Raw genomic sequence first — 22,845 nt, 5'->3', positions numbered from 1 at the left:
ATGACCCTGTCCGAACTCTGCATCCGCCGGCCGGTCATGACGACGCTGATCACGGCGTCGATCATCGCGTTCGGGATATTCGGCTTTCGCCTGTTGCCGGTGTCGGCGCTGCCGCGGGTCGATTTCCCGACCATCGCCGTGACCGCAACCCTGCCGGGCGCGAGCGCGGATACCATGGCGTCCTCCGTTGCGGGCGTCATCGAGCGCCAGCTCTCGACGATCGCCGGCATCTCGTCGATGTCGTCGAACTCGTCGCAGGGCACCAGCACCATCACCATCCAGTTCGACCTCAACCGCAACATCGATGCCGCCGCGCTCGACGTGCAGACCGCGCTGACGATCGCGCAGCGCCGGTTGCCGCGCGAGATGATCATCCCGCCGAGTTTCCGCAAAGTGAATCCGGCCGATTTCCCGGTGCTGTTCGTGGTGCTTGGCTCGTCGACGCTGCCGCTGTCGGCGGTCAACGAGTATGGCGAGATCACGATCGGCCAAACCCTGTCGCAGATACCCGGCGTCGCCCAGGTCAGCGTCTATGGCGCGCAGAAATTCGCCATCCGCGTCCAGGCCGACCCGGAGGCCGCCGCGGCGCGCGGGCTGTCGCTCGAGGACATCCGTAGTGCGGTTTCGGCCGCCAATTCCTCGACCCCGGTCGGCACGCTGAACGGACCGAAGCAGGACGTGGCGCTGCAGGCCTCGGGCCAGATGGATAAGGCGATGGACTATCGCCAGATCGTGGTGGCTTGGCGCAACGGTTCCCCGGTCAAGCTCGACGAGGTGGCGCGGATCTACGACAGCGTCGAGAACGAGCGGATCGCGAGCTGGCTGAACGGCGACCGTTCCATCGTGCTCGGCATCCAGAAGCAGCCGGACGCCAACACGGTGGCGGTCGTCGACTCCATCCTGGCCAAACTGCCGGTGCTGCGGGCGCAGATCCCGCCATCGGTCTCGATCAACGTACTGATGGACCGCTCGATCTCGATCCGCCAGGCGGTGGCCGACGTCGAGGAGACGCTTTTGATCGCGATCGGGCTGGTGATCCTGGTGATCTTCCTGTTCCTGCGCTCGGCGTCCGCGACCTTCATTCCAGCGCTGGCGGTGCCGATTTCGCTGTTCGGCACCTGCGCGGTGATGTACGCGCTCGACTACTCCATCAACAACATGACGCTCTTGGCGCTGACGCTCTCGGTCGGGTTCGTGGTCGACGACGCCATCGTCATGCTGGAGAACATCGTCCGCCACATCGAGCACGGCATGCGGCCGTTCGAGGCGGCGCTGAAGGGCGCTCGCGAGATCGGCTTCACCATCATTTCGATCACTTTCTCGCTGATCGCCGTGTTCATTCCGGTGCTGCTGATGGGCGGCATCGTCGGCCGCGTGTTCCGCGAGTTCGCGGTCACGGTCTCGGTCGCCATCCTGGTATCGGGGTTCGTCTCGCTGACGTTGACGCCGATGCTGTGCGCGCGCGTGCTGCGGGCGCATGACGCGACCAAGCGGCCGAACATCGTGCTCCGCATCTTCGAGAGGATGTTCGATTCCTGGCTGCGCGCCTATGAATGGACGCTCGACTGGGTGCTGGCCCGAAAATTCCTGATGCTGATGGTGACGCTGGCGACGCTTGGCGGCACCGTCTACCTCTACATGATCGTGCCGAAGGGCTTCTTCCCGCAGGAGGACACCGGCTTCCTGATCGGCGTGACCGAAGCCGCCACCGACACCTCGTTCGATGCCATGAAGGAGCGGCAGCAGGCGCTGGTCGATGTGCTGAGATCCGATCCGGCGATCGACTACATCAACTCCACCGTCGGCTCGGGCGGCCCCAATCCGACGGCGAATTATGGACGCCTGTTTATCGCCCTGAAGCCGAAAAAGGAGCGCGACAACCTCAACACCATCATCGGGCGGCTGCGTGCCAATGCGCGGCAGGTTCCGGGCATGCAGGCGTTCTTCCAGCCGATCCAGAACCTCAATATCGGCGGCCGGATTTCCAAGAGCCAGTATCAATACGTGATGCAGAGCGGCGACACCGATTCGCTGTACCGGCTGGCGCCGGAAATGCGCGAGAAGATCGAGAAGCTGCCCGGCCTGCTCGACGTCACCACCGACCTCTACATCAAGAACCCGCAGATGACGGTCGATATCGACCGCGAGAAGGCCGCGGTCTACGGCGTCACCGTCGATCAGGTTCGCAACCAGCTCTACAACGCCTATGGCTCGCGCCAGGTCGGCACCATCTACATGCCGTCGAACGATTACCAGATCATCCTGGAGGTGCAGCCGCAGTTCCGGATCGATCCGTCCGACCTGTCCAAGCTCTACATGAAGACCCAGAACAACCAGACCATCCCGCTGTCAGCGGTGGCAAAACTGGTTCCGACCGTCGGCCCGCTGCAGATCAACCACCAGGCGCAGCAGCCGGCGGTGACGATCTCCTTCAACCTCGCGCCGGGCTATTCGCTGGGTTACGCGGTCGACGAGATCACCAAGCTGGAGCAGGCTTCGAATCTTCCGGCGACGATCGCCACCGGATTCTCCGGCACCGCGCAGGTGTTCCAGGATTCGCTGCGCGGGCAGGGCGTCCTGATCCTCGCTGCCGTGTTCGCCGCCTTCGTCATCCTCGGCATTCTCTACGAGAGCTTTATCCACCCGATCACCATCATCTCGGGCCTGCCGTCGGCCGGCATCGGCGCGATCCTGACCCTGATGATGTTCGGGATGGAAATGTCCGTGATTGCGATGATCGGCATCGTGATGCTGGTTGGCATCGTCAAAAAGAACGCCATCATGATGGTCGATTTCGCGCTGGAGCGTCGCCGCGTGGGCTTAAGCGCCGAGCACGCGATCCGGGAAGCGGCGCTCTTGCGTTTCCGTCCGATTATGATGACGACGTTCGCCGCGATCTTCGGCACGCTGCCGATCGCGCTCGGCGCCGGCGCCGGCGCCGAACTGCGCCAGCCGCTCGGCGTCGCCGTGGTCGGCGGTCTTTGCCTGTCACAACTGCTGACGCTGTACATCACGCCCGTCATCTACATTTATCTCGACCGCATCGACCGCCGCCTGCGGCGCAAGCTCGAACCGCAACTGCAGGAAGCGGGCGAGGGCGAGCGGCCGCACGTGGTTGCCGCCGAATGACGACGTTGGGGCGGGCATCGCGATTCATCGTCTTGCTGATCGCGCTCGCATGGATGGCGGGCACGATCGATCGCGCCAACGCCGACGAGCCGATCGAAATCTTCGACGCCCATCTGCATTATAATTGGGAGCCAAAGCCTCATTTTGGCGTCGACGAGGTGCTGGCGCTGTTCAAAAAACACCGCGTCACCGGCATCCTCGCGACCAGCCGTCCGAACACCGGCACGCATGCGCTCATGGATGCCAAGCCGCAGGGCCTTTGGATTGTGCCGTTCATCCGGCCCTATCGGGTGCGCGCCGACATCCAGACCTGGTTCGGCGACCCCTTCATCTTCGACCTCGTACAGGACGAGTTCAAACGCGGCTATTACCGCGGCATCGGCGAATTCCACATCTCGGGCAAGGCGGCCGATACCGAGTGGGTGAAGAAGACCGTCGATTTCGCGGTCGAGCACGACCTCTATCTGCACGCCCATGCCGATGACGTGGCCGTCGAAATCCTGATGCGCCACAATCCGCGCGCCCGCATCATCTGGGCCCATACCGGCTTTGGGCTCTCGACCGACCGCGTCGCCGAGATGCTGTCGAAATATCCGAAATTGTGGGGCGAGTTGTCCTACCGCGGCGGCATCGTTGGCGGCGGCGGAAAACTGACGGACGAATGGCGCGCCCTGTTCGAGCGCCACCCCGACCGCTTCCTGCTCGGCTCCGACACCTGGATCAACCAGCGCTGGGAGAGCTACGGCGAGATCATCGCGGAGTACCGTGCCTGGCTCGCGCAGCTACCGCCAAAGGTCGCTGCGCAGATTGCCCATGGCAATGCGCGGGCGCTGTTCGGTCCTGGCCACTAGCTCGTGTACTCATAGATGGGATGTTCGGCCTAGGTGCGTTCGAACCGCTTGTCCCCCGAGAGCGGCGCACAAAAGCCAACGCGCCGATCGGAATACATGGCAATCACGGCGCTCGTTTTGATCCGATCAGCTCGAATTGAAACTTCTGCTCATCACTCAGTGTAGTATAGAAGTCTTCCAGCGCGTCGCTCACCAGATTGATGGCTTGTTGCATGGTACCGAGCCGACCATCCACCGCGGCGAGGCGAGCGGGGGCGTGATCGCTTCTTTCGGCTGACATTCATAGCTCAGCATCTCGACAGCTCTGGCGCTGGCACGCTGCAGCCGTTCAAGCGCGTCGCGTTGGGCATCGGTCGGGTGTAGCCTGGCCTCGATCTCGCCAGCCGGCCATTGCAACGCGGCTGGCAGGGACGCTTCGCAGCCCTGGGCCGGCGCCTTCAAGGTCCCGTTTGCGGACGCCGTCTTGAGCTGATCATCAGCGAGTGCGTTGAGCCGTGTTTTCTGCTCGTCATTCAGCAGATCATAAAGTTCCTCGAACTGCGGCTGCAGGGATATTACCGCAGTGAGAAGTGCCGCAGTGCGCTGCTGCATCAGGGCCAGTCGGGCCGGCGCCGTTGATGCGGGCTGCGTTGGGCAAGATGCCTGAATGATCTGGGCGGCCGAGTTCGACGCGTCGGCAAGTTCGTCCAGGGCGGCCCGTTGCGCCTCGGTCGGCTGAATCGCCCGCTGAATCTGATCAATGGCGAGACTGGTAATCTCGTGGCCGGCATCACCGCAAAGCTGCTGCAGCGGCGGGATCTTTCGTTCTCTTTGGCCGGAAGAGACCGGTGCCATATAAGCCGCTAGTTCGTCACTGCCGTAAGGCCCAAAAATTCCGGCATGGATGTCCGGGTAGCCGTAGTCCCAGAAGCCCATGGCATCGCCGAAGATGGCATAACCATAAAGATCATTGTAGGCGAACGGCCAGAACAGCGGCCCAACCCAGCCATATCCGCCCTGGCCATGCGACCACCACCCATCTGTAGTGCTACGGTCACCATGCCAGTGAGCAAGTGCGGCAGTCGCGGCGATCTGCCTGCGTGCCGCAGGGTCAGTGAATAGCCTGCCAACAACCAACCCCTCCTCGCCGGAGGGCTGGTTCGTCGCGGACGGGACGCTTTGTAAAGCGGCGGGAGCACTTTTTAAAGCGACGGGAGCGGTTTTGGCCCGACGGACGTGCACCCGGCGGTGATGCCTGGGGCGGCTATGAAACAGCCCTGGCGCAAGCACGCGGGCGAACGCGGATTTCACGCTGCCAAGGGGGCTGCCAAGTGGGCCGAGACCAAAATGTCCGCGACTTTTCGCAGCGGCGGCACTCGACAGCGCGGTCACCAGTACGACAGCGATTACTGTAACGCCGAACTTCGACATGGCACCTCCCGTGCCAAGCCTTGGCCGCGCCACTTATGACGCCGCACATGACCGAAAGTTCCTCGTAAGCAATCATGCACAGCCATCTGGTGCATCTTTGCGTCCGCGGACTACAAGGCTTCAACCACAGGGGCGCACGGCCGGGCCCTCGCCTGCAGGCGGGATACCGCCTCGGCCAGCGGAACGTCGGCCTGTGAGCCGTCGCGCTCGCGCAGGCTCACCCGGCCGTCCCTCATTTCGCGCTCGCCGACGATAGCCATCACCGGCACCGCCATTTCATGCGCCGCCACGATGCGCCGCGAAAGGGTATCGGCGCCGTCATAGGCAACGGCCCGGATTCCGGCATCCTCGAATGCCGCCAGAACGTCCGCGCCGTATCCGGCCTGGTCTTTCGAGATCGGCGCGACCGCGACCTGGTCTGGCGACAGCCAGAAGGGAAGCACGCCGCCGTGGTGCTCGAGCAGGATCGCGATCATGCGGCCGAGAGATCCGAAGATGGCGTGGTGGATCATCAGGGGCCTCGCGCGGCTGCCGTCGGGGGCGACGTAGGACGCCTCGAGCCGCTGCGGCAGCACGCCGTCGACCTGCACGGTGCCGCACTGCCAGGATCGTCCCAGCCGGTCGCGCAGCGCGAATTCCAGCTTCGGTCCGTAGAACGCACCTTCGCCGGGGTTGATCTGAGGCACGAGGCCGCATTGCCGCGCGGCATCGCCGAGCTTCGCCTCCGACCAGTCCCAGACCGCATCGTCGCCAGCACGCACCGCCGGCCGCGTCGCCAGCGCTACCTCGTAGTCGGGAAAACCGAGCTCCCGGTAGACCTCGTCCAGCAGGGCGATGAAGCACGCGACTTCGCTCTCCACGTCCTGCTCGCGGCAGAACACAAGCGCGTCGTCCTGCTCGAAGGCGCGCGTCCGCATGATGCCGTGAAGCGAACCGGAAGGCTCGTTGCGGTGGCAGGCGCCGAACTCGGCAAAGCGGATCGGAAGCTCCCGCCACGAGCGCAGCCCCTTGTTGAAGATCTGCACGTGGCACGGGCACGACATCGGTTTCAGCGCCATCGCCAGCTCGCCGTCGTCGACCCGGAACATGTGCTCGCCGAACTTGTCCCAATGGCCGCTGCGGCCCCAGAACTCCTTTGGCAGAAGCTGTGGCGTCCGGACCTCGGCATAGCCGGCTCGGCGCATCTTGCGCCGGAGATAGTCCTCCAGCACCCGGTAGACCGCGTAGCCGCGCGGATGCCAGAACACCATGCCCGGCGCGTCTTCCTGAAGGTGCCAGAGCTTGAGCTTCACGCCGAGATTTCTGTGGTCGAGATCGTCCATGGCTGTGTCCCTTGTGATGGGAAAAAGCGCGGACGGGGACCATCAAAAACCAGAAAAGGCCCCGTCCGTCGCCGGCGGGGCCTTTCCTGGGTGAAGTACGCTTGTCTCTAGCGCGCGCAACCAGCAGGCGATCCGCCGTAAGCGGTCGCCGTGGTGGTCAATGCGGCTGACAGAAGCTCATTCATGCTCTGTATATGGCGGCAAAACGCTCAGGCGTCAACGCCAGCCGCTTGGCGTCGCGGAATGGATGATGCGCAGGGACATCAATACTCCTGTGGCGGATGATGCGGCTCCTTGGTCAGAATGCCGGTCTTCTCAGTAACGCGCTTGAAATCGGCAAACGTCGTGGCGGCTAGCGCTCAATCCGCAAACTGACCGGCCGCCTTGATGATCGGCGCCCAGCGATCGACCTCGCTGATCAGTTTCGCCTTCAGCGCTTCCGGCGTCGCTTCGCTTTGCGGGACAGGTTCCGTGTTGATGTCGTTGAACCGTTTCACCAAATCCGGATCGCGCAACGCCTCTTGCAGCGTCCTGGACAGTTTTTGAACGATCTCGTCGGGCGTACCCTTCGGCGCGTAGATGCCGTGCCATGCGCCGACTTCAAAGCCCTTCAGGCCCGCTTCGTCGGCGGCCGGCAGATCGGGCATGGATGCGAGCCGTGTCTTCGTCGTGATGGCGTAGGCCTTGACCAGCTTCGATGCGATCGGGCTCGTGGTGTTGGTGGTCTGGTCGCAAGAGAGGTCGATCTGCTTGGCGATCAGATCGTTCATCACGGGCGCATTGCCCTTGTAGGGCACCGTCAGGACCTGCTTGCCGACCGCCGTCATGAACAGCATGCCGCATAGGTGCGACGCGGCGCCAAGGCCGGCATTGCCGAACGTCATCTTGTCGCCGTTGGCCTTGATGTAGGTAACGAGCTCGGCGAGGGTGTTCGGCGGCAGATCGGGCCGGCCGATGATCGTCATCGGTGCATTGGTGACAAGGCCGATCGGCGCGAATGCCGTCTTGGTGTCGTAAGGCAGCTTGCGATACAGCGTGGCGGCGGTGGAGATGCCGATATGGTGGATCAGGAGCGTGTAGCCGTCCGCGTCCGCGCGTGAGGCGCGCGTGGCCGCAATGGTGCCGCCGGCACCGGTCGCGTTCTCGATGACGATCGTCTGGCCAAGCAGCTTTGACATCGACTGCGCCGTCACCCGCGCGACCGTGTCGGTGGCGCCGCCGGCGGCGAACGGGACCAACAACGTAATAGGCCTGTTGGGATAGTTCTGCGCCAAAGCGGTCGAACTGAGCATGGCGAACGCTGCGGCGACGACGGCTGTTTTCCTCATACGTGCCTCCCGGACAATTTGTTTTGTTTGGCTTTTAACGCAGGCCTCCTGCCGCACGACCGGTTCGCCGTGCGGGCCTCACACATTGGAGCTATGAATCGCCTCCACAACGGCCGCGGTGACATCCTTGGTCGTCGCGGTGCCGCCGACATCGGGCGTCGTGATGCCGGCGCCCGTGACCTTCTCCACGGCACGCATCAGCCGCGCCGAGGCTTCAGCCTCGCCGAGATGATCGAGCATCTGCGATGCCGTCCAGAAACTCGCGACCGGGTTGGCAATGCCCTTGCCGGTGATGTCGAATGCCGAGCCGTGGATCGGTTCGAACATCGAGGGAAAGCGCCGCTCCGGATCGATGTTCGCCGTCGGTGCCACACCGAGGCTGCCGGCGAGCGCACCGGCGAGATCGGACAGAATATCGGCGTGAAGGTTGGTGGCGACGATGGTGTCGAGGCTCTGCGGTTTCAGCGTCATCCGCACCGTCATCGCATCGACCAGCATCTTGTCCCAGGTAACGTCTGGGAATTCTTTCGAGACCTGCTCGGCGATCTCGTCCCACATCACCATGCCATGCCGCTGCGCGTTCGATTTTGTCACCACCGTGAGCAGCTTGCGCGGCCGCGACTGCGCCAGGCGGAATGCATAGCGCATGATGCGCTGGACCCCGACGCGGGTGAAGACGGCGACCTCCGTGCCGACTTCCTCCGGCAGGCCGCGATGCACCCGTCCGCCGCAGCCGGCATATTCGCCTTCGGAATTTTCACGCACGATCACCCAGTCGAGGTCGCCCACCTCGGCATGGCGAAGCGGCGAGGTGATGCCGGGCAGGATCCGGGTCGGGCGCACGTTGGCGTATTGGTCAAACCCCTGGCAGATCGGCAGGCGCAGGCCCCACAGCGTGATGTGATCGGGCACGTCGGGCGCGCCGACCGCGCCGAAATAGATCGCGTCGAATTTTTTCAGCGTGGCGAGGCCGTCAGCCGGCATCATGGCGCCGTGCTTGCGGTAATAGGCCGAGCCCCAATCGAAGGTTTCGACGTTGAATTTCACATCGCCAAGCCGCCTCGCGAGGCCTTCGAGCGCGGTGACGCCGGCGGCGATGACTTCCGGGCCGATCCCGTCGGCCGGAATGGCGGCGATTGAATATTCACGCATCGAACTCTCCTTGGAAACGGCCAGGCCCGCGTCCTATCCACGTCATTGCGAGGAGCGAAGCGACGAAGCAATCCACCTCTCCACTTGCGGCGCTGTGGATTGCTTCGCTGCGCTCGCAATGACGGGGTACAGCGGGGCCTTGCTCTCAGGGTATCCTGGGGCCGCTTCCGTTGATGGACAACCGCCTCGCGTTTATACAAAAAATTGATATAATCCTGGCGGGGAGGAGCGATGGACCTTCATCACTTGCGTTGCTTCGTGGCTGCCGCCGAAGAACTGCATTTTGGCCGGGCGGCGCAGCGGCTCGACATGCTGCCGTCGGCGCTCGGTCGCTTCATCCGCCTGCTCGAAGAGGACCTCGGCACGCGGCTGATGACGCGCACGACGCGAAGCGTCGCGCTGACAGATGATGGCGCCGTGCTGCTCAAGGAGGCGCGGGCGCTGTTGACGCAGGCCGATGCGCTTGCAGGGCGGTTTCGCACCGGCGGCCGCAAGCGCGCGGCGATCATTCGCGTCGGCGCCATCGACAGCGCCGCCGCGGGGCTGTTGCCAAAACTGCTTCATGACTTCCGGCAGCGCCGGCCCGACGTCAGCGTGCAACTGGTCGAGGACAAGACGGTCCGCCTGCTGCCGCGCCTGTTGTCCGGGCGGCTCGATCTCGCCTTCGTGCGCCCGCCGGAGCGGCCCGACAAGCGGCTGGAGTTTGCCTTCCTGCTGCACGAGACCGCCGTCGTTGCGGTCGCCGACCGGCATCCGCTGTCACAGCGCAAGCGCGTGACCATTGCCGATCTCGAGAACCAGCCGTTGATCGTGCCCGAACGCCGCTCGCGTCCGCACAGCCATGACCTCACGATGAAACTGTTTGCCGAGGCGGGGTTAGAGGCGCGCGTCGCCCAGATCGCCGACGAGAAGCAGACCATCGTCAACCTGGTCTCCACCGGCCTCGGCCTCGCCATCGTCCCGCGCTGGACCTCGCGCATGGCGACGCGCGGTGTCCGCTTCATCCGCCTTGCCGCCTCCGACATGAACAAGCTGCCGCTGGCAGCCGCCTTCACCCGCGGCACTCGCGATCCCGTGCGCGATGACATGCTGGAAATGCTGAAAGCCGATTTGCCGCGCTACGCGCGCGAGGCGTAGAGCGCTTGTTTGTTGTAGGATTGGTAGAGCGAAACGAAACCCATCGCCATGCGCACCGACCCAGTATTCCAGAGACGTCAACGATTGAGCCGAGAGGCCGCGGCGTACTGGATACCCCGCATGCGCGGGGTATGACGACTAGGATTGGGCAAAGGAATTCGCCCCAAAATTCTCAAACCGAAAAACTGGTCCCGCAGCCGCACGACGCCGTGGCATTCGGATTGACCACGCGGAACGACGCGCCGATCAGATCGTCGACGAAGTCAACTTCGGAGCCGGCGAGGAACGGTACCGAGGCCGGATCGACCAGCACCACCGCGCCCTCGCGCGCGATCACGAGGTCGTCCTCGGCCTTGGCGCGGTCGACGTCGAACTTGTACTGGAAGCCGGAGCAGCCGCCGCCTTCGACGGAAATGCGCAGCATGGCGCCGTCGCCCTCGCTCTTAAGGATTTCGCCGATGCGGCGGGCAGCCCGCTCGCTGACGGTGATGGCAGTGGTCATTGCATGGTCTCCGGCCCCGTCATACCCAATTCATTTGGTATGGCGCGTCAGACATAGTTAAGTGCGCAATCTCGCGGAATCAAATGGATAAGGACTAAAAAACCGTGTCGGTCGGAATGGCTGCCCCCCGCGCGCTTTATGGCTGCGACCCTGACCGGAGCCGCGGCCGGCTGTTTGCGGAGCCGCCGAGCCGGACCCGCAGCCCGTTCCGGCGCGATTGCGACCGGGTGATCCATTCCACCGCGTTCCGCCGGCTAAAGCACAAGACACAAGTTTTCGTGTTCCACGAGGGCGACCACTACCGCACCCGGCTGACCCATTCGCTGGAAGTGGCGCAGATCGCCCGCGCGCTGGCCCGCCAGCTCGGCCTCGACGAGGATCTCACCGAAACGCTGGCGCTGGCCCATGACCTCGGCCATCCCCCATTCGGCCATGCCGGCGAGCGGGCGCTCGACAAATGCCTCAGGGATCACGGCGGCTTCGACCACAACGCGCAGGCGCTGCGGGTCGTGACCTCGCTGGAGCACCGCTATCCCGAGTTCGACGGGCTGAACCTGACCTGGGAGTCGCTGGAGGGCATCGTCAAGCACAACGGCCCGCTGACCGGGCGGGACGGGGCCCCGGCCGGGCCTTACCGCGACAGCGGCATCCCCATCGGCATCTCCGATTTCAATCAAAAATTCGATCTGGAGCTGTGGAGCTACGCCTCGCTGGAAGCGCAGGCCGCAGCGTTTGCCGACGACATCGCCTATGATGCCCACGACATCGACGACGGCCTGCGCGCCGGCCTGTTTGCCGTCGACGACCTCAAGGTGATGCCGCTCACCGAAGCGATCATCGCCGAAATCGACCGGCACTATCCCAACCTCGACGACGCCAGGCGCGGCGCGGAACTGGTACGTGAGCTGATTTCCTACATGATCGTGGCGGTCATGTCGGAGGCGGGCAGGCGCTTGGCAGAAGCGAAACCGCAATCGGCCGATGATGTCCGCCACCATCACCAGCCGCTGATCGCGTTTCCGCCCGACGTTGCGGAAGAGGAGGCTGCCATCAAGGCGTTCCTGAAACAGCACATGTATCGCCACCACCGGGTAATGCGGGTGATGGGCGAGGCGGAAGGCATCCTGTTCGACCTGTTCGAGCGCTACCAGAGTTCGCCGGGGGACCTGCCGGCCGAATGGGTGGAGGGTACCGAGCGCGTCACGGACGGCGAACGAGCGCGCCGGATTGGCAATTTCATCGCCGGGATGACCGACCGCTACGCCCTGATGGAGCACCAGCGGCTTTTTGACTCGACCCCGGATTTGCGTTAGGCGGCGGCCATGTCCGATAAGCCAGCTACACAACATCTGTTCGCCGACGCGCTGGCGCGCGTGCAGGCGGTCTGCGCCGCGCTCGCAGCCGAGGGCCAATGGCCCGCCGGCATCGATTTCTCCCGCGTTGTGGTCGAACCGCCGCGCGATGCGAGCCATGGCGACATGGCGACCAACGCCGCGATGGTGCTGGCCAAGGACGCCAAGGCAAAGCCGCGCGAACTCGCCGACAAGATCGCGGAAAAATTGCGCGCCGATGATCTGGTTGCCGCCGTCGAGGTCGCCGGGCCTGGCTTCATCAATCTCACCTTGAAGCCGCAAGTCTGGGCCGACGAATTGCGCACCGTGCTGCGCGAAGGCGTGTCCTACGGCAAGAGCGCGATCGGCCGCGGTGAAAAGGTCAATGTCGAGTATGTCTCCGCCAACCCGACCGGGCCGATGCATGTCGGCCATTGCCGCGGCGCGGTGTTCGGCGACGCGCTGTGCGGCCTGCTGGATTTTGCCGGCTATGACGTCACCCGCGAATATTACATCAATGACGCCGGCGCGCAGGTCGACGTGCTCGCGCGCTCAGCCTACCTGCGCTATCTGGAAGCGCTCGGCGAAGTCATCGGCGAGATCCCGAAGGGCTTTACCCCGGCGACTATCTCGTGCCGGTCGGGCAGGCGCTCGCTGCCGAGCACGGAGACAAGCTGAAGGCGATGGCTGAAGCCGCCTGGCTGCCGATCGTGCGCGCCAAGGCGATCGCCATGATGATGGAGATGATCAAGGGCGATCTCGCCGCGCTCAATATCAAGCACGAGGTGTTCTTCTCGGAGCGGTCGTTGGTCGAGACCGGCAACAACAAGGTTACCGAGACCATCGATTTCCTGCGCGCCAAGGGCGACATCTACGAGGGCCGCCTGCCGCCGCCGAAGGGCAAGCCGGTCGAGGATTACGAGGACCGGATCCAGACGCTGTTCCGCGCCACCGCCTACGGCGACGACGTCGATCGTCCGCTGATCAAGTCGGATGGCTCTTACACCTACTTCGCTTCCGACATCGCCTATCACAAGAACAAGGTCGACCGCGGTTTCCTCGACATGATCGACGTGTTCGGCGCCGACCACGGCGGCTACATCAAGCGCATGCAGGCGGCGGTGAAGGGCGTCAGCGACGGCAAGGCGGCGCTCGACGTCAAGGTGGTGCAGCTTGTTCGCCTGCTGCGTGCCGGCGAGCCGGTGCGGATGTCGAAGCGCTCCGGCGATTTCGTCACGCTGCGTGAAGTGGTCGACGAGGTCGGGTCCGATGCGGTGCGGTTCATGATGCTGTTCCGCAAGAACGACGCCGTGCTCGATTTCGACCTCGCCAAGGTGCTCGAGCAATCGAAGGACAATCCGGTCTTCTACGTCCAGTACGGGCACGCCCGCGGCCACTCAATTTTCAAGAATGCCCGCGAGGTCGTTCCAGACCTCCCCGAGGATGACGCGGCCCGGACGGCCTATTTGGGGGATTCCCCAGTGGAGCGGCTGACGGATCCGGCCGAGCTCGACCTTTTTGAAGCGGCTGGCGCTCTATCCCCCGGATGGTCGAGGCGGCGGCGGTCGCACATGAACCGCACCGAATCGCTTTTTATCTGTATGATTTAGCCAGTGAATTTCACGCGTTATGGACGAAAGGGCGGGATTTGCCCTATTTACGCTTCATTATAACTAATGATGCAGAAATCACGAGGGCGCGACTGGCTATGGTCCAGGGCGTCGTCTCGGTTCTGGCATCGGGCTTAGCCGTTCTCGGCGTCCACGCTCCGACCGAGATGCGGTAGGCAGGGGCGAAGGCCCTTCACGAATGGGGGTTCGTGGGGGTATCTGGCAGGGGCCACGCTCGTCATGGTTTGTTTGACATGGCGGGTGGGCGCTGTCCCGTAGGGGATGCATCATCACGATGGCTGATCGATATCAGGACCGACATTTTCCCTCCGCCGACCAGGATCGCGGCGAGAGCGATCCGCTTGCCGAACTCGCAAGGCTGATCGGGCAGAACGACCCGTACGGGGCTGCCGCCAAACCGGCACCGCATCCGCTGCAGTCGCGGGCGAATATGCGTCCACAGCGGTATGATCCACCGGAAGATCTCGATGCGCCTCCGGCCCCGCCGGCATGGATGCAGCGCGCGCGCCAGGAAACGCGCCAGGAGACCCCGCCGCCACCACTTCCATCGCCTTTGCCGCAGGATCAGGCTCACGACGACGAGCCGGACTACCAGCCGGCGCCGGTGCATCCCTTGCACCGCTACGCGGCCCAGCATCAGGCGCCCGCGCAGGAATCGCAGGACTATTACGAGGCTCCGCAGCAAGATGCCGACGAGCCGCAGCAGGACCCGTCGCGCTACGACGAAGCGCTGTATGGACGGCTTGAAAATGGCGAGCACGACTATCAGCGCGATCCGGCCTATCCGGACGATCCCTATGCGTACCAGGGCGAATACGAGGAGGAGGAGCCCGCTCCGAAGAAGCGCTCGAGCGGCCTGATGACGGTCGCTGCGGTGCTGGCGCTGGCTGTGGTCGGGACGGGCGCTGCCTTTGGCTATCGCACTTACATCGGTTCGCCTCGCTCGGGCGAGCCGCCGATCATCAGGGCCGACAATAGCCCGACCAAGGTAATGCCGGCACCGTCCGACGCGGGTGCCGCCAAGGCTCCTGATCGCATGCTGCCGGGCGATGGCGGCGAGAAGCTGGTGTCGCGCGAAGAGACGCCGGTCGATGTCAATGCAAGGTCTGGCGCGCCGCGCGTGGTGTTTCCGCCGCTGAATCGAATAGCAATCCGCCGCCGGTCGCGAGCGTTTCGCCGTCCGGCCCGCCGCCGCAGACCGGCGTGAACGGTACGATGAACAACGAGCCGCGCAGGATCAGGACGCTCGCCGTCAAGGGCGACCCCGCCGACAATGGCGGCATTCCGGCAGGGGCCAGCGCGCCGCCACCGAGGCCGGCACCGACGACTCGCAGCGCTGCAGGCTTCGCCGCCGGCTCCTGCCCAGCCGCCGGCGCGTAACCCCGCGTCGGCGAACGCCAGCGCCAATACGCCGATGCCGCTCACGCCGCAGGGTGGGGTTGATCCGGCTCCGGCGCCGACTCGAATGGCGGCAACCAATCCGACCCAGCCGGCTGCCCCGACCGCGGGAGGCTACCTGGTCCAGGTCTCCTCGCAGAAGAACGAAGCCGACGCGCAGGCCTCCTACCGGGCACTGCAGAGCAAGTTCCCGAGCGTGCTGGGATCGCACTCGTCACTCGTGAAGCGCGTCGATCTCGGCGAAAAGGGCGTCTATTACCGCGCGTTCGCCGGCCCGTTCGGCTCTTCCGAAGAGGCGGCGCAGGTCTGCAGCAGTCTGAAATCTGCCGGCGGGCAGTGCTTCGTCCAAAGGAATTAACGGCGGTTTCCTTGACCCCGGGGCCGTGAGGGCCTAATCGGCCCCTATGACAAGCCGCGCATTCATCACGGGCGTATCGGGACTGGAGCTGAGCGCCGCGGAGCGCGAATTCATCCGTGGCGAACGGCCATGGGGCTTGATTCTGTTCAAACGCAATGTCGAGACGCCGGATCAAATATCTGCGCTTGTTGACGAATTCCGGAGTCTTGTAGGCGAGGCGGATGCGCCGGTCCTGATCGACCAGGAAGGCGGGCGGGTGGCCCGGCTAGGGCCGCCGCATTGGCCGGTCTATCCACCCGGCGCCACCTTCGGTGCGCTCTACGACATCGACCCGGCGCCGGGCCTGCAAGCCGCGCGCTTGAGCTCGCGCCTGATTGCGGTCGACCTGATCGACGTCGGCATCACCGTCGACTGCCTGCCTCTGGCGGACGTGCCGGTGGCTGGCGCGGACGCCGTGATCGGTAACCGGGCCTATGGAACCGAGCCGGGCAAGGTCGCAGCGATCGCCCGCGCCGTCGCAGAGGGGCTGGAACAGGGCGGCGTGCTGCCCGTGCTGAAGCACATTCCCGGCCACGGCCGGGCAAATGCGGATAGCCATTTCCGGCTCCCAACCGTTGATACAGCGCGGGAAGAGCTGGAACGGACCGATTTCGCCGCCTTTCAGCCGCTGGCGGACCTTCCGATGGCCATGACCGCGCATGTTGTGTTTAGCGCGTTAGACCCCGTCCAACCGGCGACGACTTCTGCGACAATCATCGGAGAGGTGATTCGCGGCGTAATTGGGTTCCAGGGTTTGTTGATGAGTGATGACGTGTCGATGAATGCGTTGGCGGGATCGATCTCGGATCGGACCCGCGCCATCTTCAACGCCGGCTGCGACATCGTCCTGCATTGCAACGGCAAGCTCGACGAGATGCGCGATGTGGCGCGCGAGACGCCGGAACTGGCGGGCGAGGCCTTGAGTCGGGCCAAACGGGCGCTGGCCTCGCGAACGCAGCCTGAGCCGTTCGACCGGCAGGCGGCGCGGGCTGAACTTGAAGCGTTGATGGATCGGGTAGGAACGGCATGACGGCTGAGATTCTATCGTTTGAAACCGGACGGCCCGCCGAAATCACCGAAGGCGAGCCGGCGCTGGTCGTCGACGTCGAGGGCTATGAGGGTCCGCTCGACCTGCTGCTCACGCTGGCTCGGCAGCAGAAGGTCGATCTGGCCAAGATTTCGATCCTGGCGCTGGCTGACCAGTATCTGACTTTCATCGAGGCGGCGCGAAAGATCGCCTCGAACTCGCCGCTGATTACCTCGTGATGGCCGCCTGGCTGGCGTTCCTGAAATCGCGGCTATTGCTGCCCGAACCGGCCACACCCGACGGGCCGAGCGCCGAGGAAATGGCCACCGCGCTGGCCAACCGGCTGCGCCGCCTCGAAGCCATCCGCGAAGCCGCCAACCGGTTGATGAACCGGCCGCAGTTCCAGCGCGATATCTTCCCTCGCGGCAATCCGGACACGATCGCCGAAATCAAGCACCCCAAATTCACGGCGACGCTGTTCGACCTGCTCACCGCCTATGCCACGCAGCGCCAGCAGCGCGTGCTGGCGACGGTGCATTTGGCCAAGCGCACGGTGTGGTCGCTGGCCGAAGCGCGCGCCTCGCTGGAGCGGCTGGTCGGCATGGCCGAATCCGAGGAGTGGAACTGTCTCGACGATTACCTGCTCAGCTACGTGGTCGATCCCTCGCAGCGGGCAACGGTGTTCGCGTCGAGCTTTGCCGCGGCGCTCGAACTGGTGCGCGAAGGCGAGATGGAATTGAACCAGAAAGAGGCGTTCGCGCCGCTGTATTTTCGTAAGCGTCCGCCGCAGGCCGCAATGCCTGCGCCGGATATGACGGTCGAGTAAGTGGAAGGAGACCTAGCCATGGCAAGCCTGGCGGAAAAACGCATGGAAGATGCCGAGGATCATCCCATCGACCAACATACCGATCAGGCCGCGCGGCCCGAGGAATTGCGGCTGCTCGAAGCGTTGCTGTTTGCGTCCGCGGAGCCGATCGACCAGGCGACGCTTGCCAAGCGCATGCCCGACGGCGTCGACGTCAAGGCGGCGCTGTCGCAATTGCAGGCGGAATATGCGCCGCGTGGCGTCAATCTGGTGCGCGTCGCGAACAAATGGACCTTCCGCACCGCGGGCGACCTGTCGTGGCTGATGACGCGCGAAAGCACGGAGACGCGGCGGCTGTCGCGGGCGGCGATCGAGGTACTCGCGATCATCGCCTATCACCAGCCCGTGACGCGCGCCGAGATCGAGGAGATCCGCGGCGTGATCACGTCAAAGGAACGCTGGATGTGCTGCTCGAAACCGGCTGGATTCGCCCCCGCGGCCGCCGCAAGACGCCGGGGCGGCCGCTGACGTTCGGCACAACGGAAGCGTTCCTTTCGCAGTTCAGCCTGGAGGCGCTGAGCGACCTGCCGGGCCTGGAAGAGCTGAAGGGGACGGGGCTTCTGGATTCGCGGCTGCCTTCCGGCTTCAGCGTTCCGACGCCGTCGGATGACGTGGCCCTGCGCGAGGACGAGGATCCGCTGGATGCTGGCGACAACCTGGAACTGCTGCTGGCTCCGGCCGCCGAGCCTGAAGGCGGCAGCGAAAGCTAGTTCCAATGGCTCGCCGATTTATTGGCTGAGGCGGGGTTAATAATAGCCATAATACGTAGCCGCGACAGCGATTTGCCGCGGCAGGGGTCCTTGTTTTTGATACCCTGGGAGCCTACCTTCCGCCAAAGCTTGGCCGGAAGCCGGCCGTCTCTTTTGGAGGGTTGCAGGATGGGTTCGCTTAGCATTTGGCACTGGATCGTCGTGATCGCAGTGGTCCTGCTGTTGTTCGGCCGCGGCAAGATTTCTGACCTGATGGGCGATGTCGCAAATGGCATCAAGGCCTTCAAGAAGGGCATGCAGGACGATGAGAAGGCGCCCGAAAAGCCCGCCGAACCGGTGAAGACCATCGATCACAATGCGACGCCGGCGCCGACAGCGCGGACGGATGTCGGCAGCAAGGCTGTCTGAACCAACCAGACATCTTGAACCAGGCACCGGGGAAAGACGCCGGTTGAGAAAAGACGCGGGCGGCTCCAAATCTTTGCTAAAGGGATTGGGGCGCGGACGTCTCGCGTGAGCGGAAGAATTCATGTTCGACATCGGGTGGAGTGAACTGGTCGTCATCGCGGTCGTCGCGCTGATCGCCATCGGCCCGAAAGAGCTTCCCGGTGTGCTGCGCATGGTCGGGCAATGGTTGGGCAAGGCGCGCAAGATGGCCGCCGAATTCCAGGGCCAGTTCCAGGAAGCCATGCGCGAGGCCGAAATGGCGGACCTCAAGAAGAGCTTTGACGAGGTCAAGGACGTGGCTACGGGCCTTTCGCCGGTCAACGTCATGACCTCGCTGCAAAAAGACGTCAACGACGCCCTGCAGATTGGGGACATCGACAAGCCTGCCGACAAGCCGGTGGATGCGCAAGTTGCCTCCGCGACCGGCGAGCCTGTCACGCCAACTACCCCAGCCCTGCCCACACCGGAAACCTTCGTCGAGGCCGAGGCGCATGTGGCGGCCGCCGAGCCGCTGGCGATCACGCGTGAAGTTCAGGCCGCGCCGCAGAATATCGCGCCGGCGGCGCCCGACATTCTCAAGGACGCCAAAGCGTCATGACCATCGAAGACATCGAGGCCAGCAAGGCGCCGTTGATGGACCATTTGATCGAGCTGCGCTCGCGGCTGATCAAGGCGCTGCTCGGCTTTGGCATTGCGTTCATCTTCTGCTTCTTCTTCGCCAAGCAGATCTACAACGTGCTGGTCTGGCCTTTCGTCTGGGTGGCGGGCGCCGAAAATTCGAAATTCATCTACACCGCGCTGCTGGAATATTTCCTCACGCAATTGAAGCTCGCGCTGTTCGGCGCCGCCTTCATCTCGTTCCCGATCGTGGCGACGCAGATTTATAAATTCGTGGCGCCCGGCCTCTACAAGCACGAACGCGGCGCGTTCCTGCCGTACCTGGTCGCAACTCCGTTCTTCTTCGTGCTCGGCTCGCTCCTGGTCTATTTCGTGGTGCTGCCCATGCTGGTGCGGTTCTCGCTCGGCATGCAGCAGATGGGCGGCGACGAGAGCGCGCAGATTCAGTTGCTGCCCAAGGTCGGCGAGTACCTGTCGCTGATGATGTCTTTGATCTTCGCCTTCGGCGTCGCGTTTCAGCTTCCGGTCATCCTGACGCTGCTCGGCCGGATCGGCATCGTCACTTCCCAGATGCTGCGCGAGAAGCGGCGCTATTTCATCGTGATCGCCTTCGTCATCGCGGCCGTTCTGACGCCGCCCGACGTCATCAGCCAGGCCTCGCTCGCGATCCCGCTGATGGCGCTCTACGAGGGTGCGATCGTCGCTGTCCGCATGGTGGAAAAGAAGGCCGCCGCGGCGCGGGCGTCCACGGGGACGCCGCCCGCAAGCCCGCCGCCAGAGGCTAATCCGGCCGAGTAGGGCGCCATTCTCGTCTCCGAGAGCCGTCATTCCCCGCGAAAGCGGGGAATCCAGTACACCGAGGCCTCTCGATTCATGGCCACTGCTCTGGAATACTGGATCACCCGCTTTCGCTGACGATGACCAGTGTGGTACTGGGATCGCGCCTTTTTCGGCACGATTCAGGATTGACCACCCATGCACGACATCAAATCGATCCGCGACAACCCGCAAGCCTTCGACGCCGGACTGAAGCGCCGCGGGCTGGCGCCGTTGTCGGCTTCGCTGCTGGCGATCGACGAGAAGCGCCGGGCAGCGATCCTGGCGTCCGAGCAGGCGCAGGCGCGGCGCAACGCGGCTTCGAAGGAAATCGGTGAGGCGAAGAAGGCCAAGGATGACACGCGCGCCAACAAGCTGATGGCGGAGGTCGCCGAGCTCAAGACCACAATGCCGGAGCTCGAGCTTGCGGCGAAGACGGCGGACGAGGAACTGGCGAAAGAACTTGCCGCGATTCCGAACCTGCCGCTCGACGATGTGCCCGAAGGCGCAGACGAGCACGGCAATGTGCAGCGCCATGTCTACGGCAAGATCCGCAACTACGCCTTCACGACAAAGCCGCATGACGATCTCGGCGGCGCGCTCGGGTACATGGATTTTGAGGCGGCGGCGAAACTCTCAGGCGCGCGCTTCGTGGTGTTGAAGAAAGGCCTGGCGCGGCTTGAGCGCGCGATCGGCCAGTTCATGCTCGATCTGCACACCAACGAACACGGTTACACCGAGGTCAATCCGCCGCTATTGGTGCGCAACGACGTGATGTTCGGCACTGGCCAATTGCCGAAATTTGAGGACGACCAGTTCTGGGCCATCAAGGGGAGCTGCTAGCAGCGCCGGACGAGCGATTGAAAACTGAACGTCTGGGTCTCATCCCCACCGCCGAAGTCTCGCTCACGAATCTCGTCCGCGAATCCATCGTCGACGAAAAAGAACTGCCGATGCGGCTGACCGCGCTGACGCCGTGCTTCCGCGCCGAAGCGGGCGCCGCCGGGCGCGATACCCGCGGCATGATCCGGCAGCATCAATTTACAAAAGTCGAACTGGTTTCGATCGTGACGCCGGAGACCAGCCGTGACGAGCACGAGCGCATGCTGTCCTGCGCCGAGGAAGTGCTGCGCCGGCTCGACCTGCATTACCGGGTGATGACGCTGTGCTCCGGCGACATGGGATTCTCCGCGCAGAAGACCTACGACATCGAGGTCTGGATGCCGGGGCAGGGCGAGGGCGGCGCTTACCGCGAAATTTCGAGCTGCTCGGTCTGTGGTGATTTCCAGGCGCGGCGCATGGATGCGCGTGCGCGTGGGCCCGATGGCAAGCCGCGTTTCGTGCACACGCTGAACGGATCCGGCACGGCGGTCGGCCGCGCGCTGATCGCGGTGATGGAAACCTATCAGCAGGAAAACGGCTCCATCGCGGTGCCCGCGGTGCTGCAGTCCTATATGGGCGGGCTCAAGATCATCGAGCGGGACAAATAGCGCAAAGCAAAATGGCATTGCATCGCGACATCCTTTGGATCGGGAAGCAATGGGCTGTCACCGGCCACGGGATGCAATTGATCGACCAGCGGCTGATGGGCGCCTTCGATATCGAAGTGGCCCGCCTGTGGGACGACGATCTGATCGAACGCATGCATGCCAAGGAGTGGCTCAACGCCGCCGACTTCGACAAGGGGCTGGCGGTTGCGGGGGCGCCGGTAGCTGCAGCGCTTCCGGCGATCGAGCCCGTCGCGGCATCTTCGACCACACCGGCGGACGCGAGCGCGCCCTCTCTGCCCACCGAATCGGCGCAACAGGCATCGCCAGAGCTGCAGATGAAAATCGATGGCGGCGCCAGATTTGCCCGCCCCTGGCGTGTCTGGATGAAGAAAACATGAGGGAATAGGCCGGTTTGCCTCAGCCGCGATAGCCGGATAAGACGACAGCCAAAGGCAAAAGCCTACCTCGACCTGAACCTGAAGGCATTTTGACGGATGCGAATTCTCTGCACCAACGACGACGGCATTCATGCGCCGGGTCTGAAGATCGTCGAGGAGATCGCCCGCGCGCTGTCCGACGATGTCTGGATCGTGGCGCCGGAGCTGGATCAGTCCGGTGTCTCGCATTCACTGTCGCTGAACGATCCCTTGCGCTTACGGGAAATCGGTCCGCGCCATTTCGCGGTGCGGGGCACGCCGACGGATTGCGTGATCATGGGCTCGCGCCACATCCTCGGCGAGAAGATGCCCGATCTCGTGCTGTCCGGCGTCAACAAGGGCCGCAACGTCGCCGAGGACGTCGTCTATTCCGGCACGATCGCGGGCGCGCTCGAGGGCACGATCCTGGGCATCCCGTCGTTTGCGCTGAGCCAGGAATTTTCCATCGAGACGCGTCACGCGCCGCTGTGGGATACCGCGCTGAAATTCGGCCCCGGCATCCTGCGTAAGGTGATCGATGCCGGGGTGCCGAAAAATACCGTGATCAACGTCAACTTTCCCGCCTGCACGCCCGATCAGGTCAAGGGCGTTCGGGTGACGCGGCAGGGCAAGCGCAATCTCGGCTTCCTGAAAATCGACAAGCGCCACGACGGCCGCGGCAATCCGTATTACTGGATCGGGTTCGAACGCGCCGCGGCGATGGATACACCGGCCGATGGCACCGATCTCGCAGCGCTGGCAGCGCGCTACGTCTCGGTCACACCGCTGCGGCTGGATCGTACCGATGAAGCGTTCTCGGAAGAGCTGACGGCGACGCTGCGGTAGGCGACTCGTGCCCCGGACGCAG

The 22,845-nt window shown here is 64.0% G+C and carries 17 protein-coding genes and 5 pseudogenes; 17 read left to right on the top strand and 5 right to left on the bottom strand.

Features of this window, described 5'->3' with window-relative positions; translation table 11 throughout:
- Positions 1 to 3,129 carry an efflux RND transporter permease subunit gene (locus tag ACFXS9_RS14330; RefSeq protein ID WP_392689790.1) on the top strand — a complete coding sequence of 1,043 codons (3,129 nt, stop codon included), beginning with the start codon at positions 1 to 3 and terminating at the stop codon, positions 3,127 to 3,129.
- A gap of 32 nt (positions 3,130 to 3,161) precedes the next feature.
- A complete protein-coding gene (locus ACFXS9_RS14325) occupies positions 3,162 to 3,980 on the top strand; it encodes an amidohydrolase family protein (protein WP_392689788.1) in 819 nt (272 codons plus the stop codon).
- Between the two features lie 103 nt (positions 3,981 to 4,083).
- Here the strand turns inward: ACFXS9_RS14325 and ACFXS9_RS14320 are convergent.
- The 4 genes and pseudogenes from ACFXS9_RS14320 to ACFXS9_RS14305 form a co-directional block, all read right to left on the bottom strand.
- A pseudogene (locus tag ACFXS9_RS14320) lies at positions 4,084 to 4,814 on the bottom strand (Spy/CpxP family protein refolding chaperone).
- Between the two features lie 686 nt (positions 4,815 to 5,500).
- Positions 5,501 to 6,712, bottom strand: coding sequence for a threonine--tRNA ligase (thrS, locus tag ACFXS9_RS14315; protein ID WP_392689786.1), 1,212 nt, complete (start codon positions 6,710 to 6,712; stop codon positions 5,501 to 5,503).
- A 359-nt stretch (positions 6,713 to 7,071) separates the two neighbouring features.
- Positions 7,072 to 8,040: a tripartite tricarboxylate transporter substrate binding protein BugD gene (locus ACFXS9_RS14310; protein ID WP_392689785.1), complete on the bottom strand. Its 969-nt coding sequence runs from the start codon at positions 8,038 to 8,040 to the stop codon at positions 7,072 to 7,074.
- A 78-nt stretch (positions 8,041 to 8,118) separates the two neighbouring features.
- Positions 8,119 to 9,192 carry a tartrate dehydrogenase gene (locus ACFXS9_RS14305; RefSeq protein WP_392689783.1) on the bottom strand — a complete coding sequence of 358 codons (1,074 nt, stop codon included), beginning with the start codon at positions 9,190 to 9,192 and terminating at the stop codon, positions 8,119 to 8,121.
- 231 nt (positions 9,193 to 9,423) lie between these two features.
- Here ACFXS9_RS14305 and ACFXS9_RS14300 point away from each other — a divergent pair, with 231 nt between their 5' ends.
- On the top strand, positions 9,424 to 10,329 hold the full coding sequence (locus ACFXS9_RS14300) for a LysR substrate-binding domain-containing protein (RefSeq protein WP_392689781.1): 906 nt from the start codon (positions 9,424 to 9,426) through the stop codon (positions 10,327 to 10,329).
- Between the two features lie 172 nt (positions 10,330 to 10,501).
- Here ACFXS9_RS14300 and erpA read toward each other — a convergent pair whose 3' ends face one another.
- Positions 10,502 to 10,831 carry an iron-sulfur cluster insertion protein ErpA gene (gene erpA / locus ACFXS9_RS14295; protein WP_057843108.1) on the bottom strand — a complete coding sequence of 110 codons (330 nt, stop codon included), beginning with the start codon at positions 10,829 to 10,831 and terminating at the stop codon, positions 10,502 to 10,504.
- 104 nt (positions 10,832 to 10,935) lie between these two features.
- On the opposite strand from erpA, the gene ACFXS9_RS14290 reads away from it, so the two are divergent.
- The 14 genes and pseudogenes from ACFXS9_RS14290 to surE all read left to right on the top strand — a co-directional run bounded on the left by ACFXS9_RS14290 (position 10,936) and on the right by surE (position 22,823).
- Positions 10,936 to 12,144, top strand: a complete 1,209-nt coding sequence (locus tag ACFXS9_RS14290) for a deoxyguanosinetriphosphate triphosphohydrolase (RefSeq protein WP_392689779.1) — start codon at positions 10,936 to 10,938, stop codon at positions 12,142 to 12,144.
- A 9-nt stretch (positions 12,145 to 12,153) separates the two neighbouring features.
- Positions 12,154 to 13,948, top strand: a pseudogene (gene argS / locus ACFXS9_RS14285) (arginine--tRNA ligase).
- Positions 13,949 to 14,067: 119 nt separating this feature from the next.
- Positions 14,068 to 15,000 (top strand): hypothetical protein, encoded by a 933-nt coding sequence (locus tag ACFXS9_RS14280; RefSeq protein ID WP_392689777.1) that lies wholly within the window; start codon positions 14,068 to 14,070, stop codon positions 14,998 to 15,000.
- The gene (locus ACFXS9_RS14275) at positions 14,997 to 15,173 is read left to right on the top strand and encodes a hypothetical protein (protein WP_392689776.1); all 177 of its coding nucleotides are present in this window, start codon (positions 14,997 to 14,999) and stop codon (positions 15,171 to 15,173) included. The genes ACFXS9_RS14280 and ACFXS9_RS14275 overlap by 4 nt, the downstream gene beginning before the upstream one ends.
- Positions 15,174 to 15,258: 85 nt before the next feature.
- Positions 15,259 to 15,549: an SPOR domain-containing protein gene (locus tag ACFXS9_RS14270; protein ID WP_392689774.1), complete on the top strand. Its 291-nt coding sequence runs from the start codon at positions 15,259 to 15,261 to the stop codon at positions 15,547 to 15,549.
- Between the two features lie 46 nt (positions 15,550 to 15,595).
- Entirely contained in the window at positions 15,596 to 16,618 is a 1,023-nt protein-coding gene (nagZ, locus tag ACFXS9_RS14265; RefSeq protein ID WP_392689772.1) for a beta-N-acetylhexosaminidase, read from the top strand.
- Positions 16,615 to 17,441, top strand: a pseudogene (locus ACFXS9_RS14260) (segregation and condensation protein A). The gene nagZ and the pseudogene ACFXS9_RS14260 overlap by 4 nt, the downstream one beginning before the upstream one ends.
- A gap of 18 nt (positions 17,442 to 17,459) precedes the next feature.
- Positions 17,460 to 18,190, top strand: a pseudogene (gene scpB, locus ACFXS9_RS14255) (SMC-Scp complex subunit ScpB).
- A 168-nt stretch (positions 18,191 to 18,358) separates the two neighbouring features.
- Positions 18,359 to 18,598, top strand: coding sequence for a twin-arginine translocase TatA/TatE family subunit (locus ACFXS9_RS14250; protein ID WP_028345916.1), 240 nt, complete (start codon positions 18,359 to 18,361; stop codon positions 18,596 to 18,598).
- 121 nt (positions 18,599 to 18,719) lie between these two features.
- Entirely contained in the window at positions 18,720 to 19,235 is a 516-nt protein-coding gene (gene tatB, locus ACFXS9_RS14245; RefSeq protein ID WP_392689770.1) for a Sec-independent protein translocase protein TatB, read from the top strand.
- Positions 19,232 to 20,053, top strand: a complete 822-nt coding sequence (tatC, locus tag ACFXS9_RS14240) for a twin-arginine translocase subunit TatC (protein ID WP_392689768.1) — start codon at positions 19,232 to 19,234, stop codon at positions 20,051 to 20,053. Before tatB ends, tatC begins: the two co-directional genes overlap by 4 nt.
- Before the next feature lie 177 nt (positions 20,054 to 20,230).
- A pseudogene (serS, locus tag ACFXS9_RS14235) lies at positions 20,231 to 21,561 on the top strand (serine--tRNA ligase).
- Positions 21,562 to 21,572: 11 nt separating this feature from the next.
- Positions 21,573 to 21,959 (top strand): hypothetical protein, encoded by a 387-nt coding sequence (locus ACFXS9_RS14230; protein ID WP_392689766.1) that lies wholly within the window; start codon positions 21,573 to 21,575, stop codon positions 21,957 to 21,959.
- 96 nt (positions 21,960 to 22,055) lie between these two features.
- Positions 22,056 to 22,823, top strand: a complete 768-nt coding sequence (gene surE / locus ACFXS9_RS14225; protein ID WP_392689764.1) for a 5'/3'-nucleotidase SurE — start codon at positions 22,056 to 22,058, stop codon at positions 22,821 to 22,823.
- Positions 22,824 to 22,845: the final 22 nt, after the last annotated feature.

Source organism: Bradyrhizobium sp. RDI18 (genome assembly GCF_043203335.1).
Taxonomy (GTDB): Bacteria; Pseudomonadota; Alphaproteobacteria; order Rhizobiales; family Xanthobacteraceae; genus Bradyrhizobium; species Bradyrhizobium retamae.
This window is presented reverse-complemented; position numbering and strand designations above follow the sequence as displayed.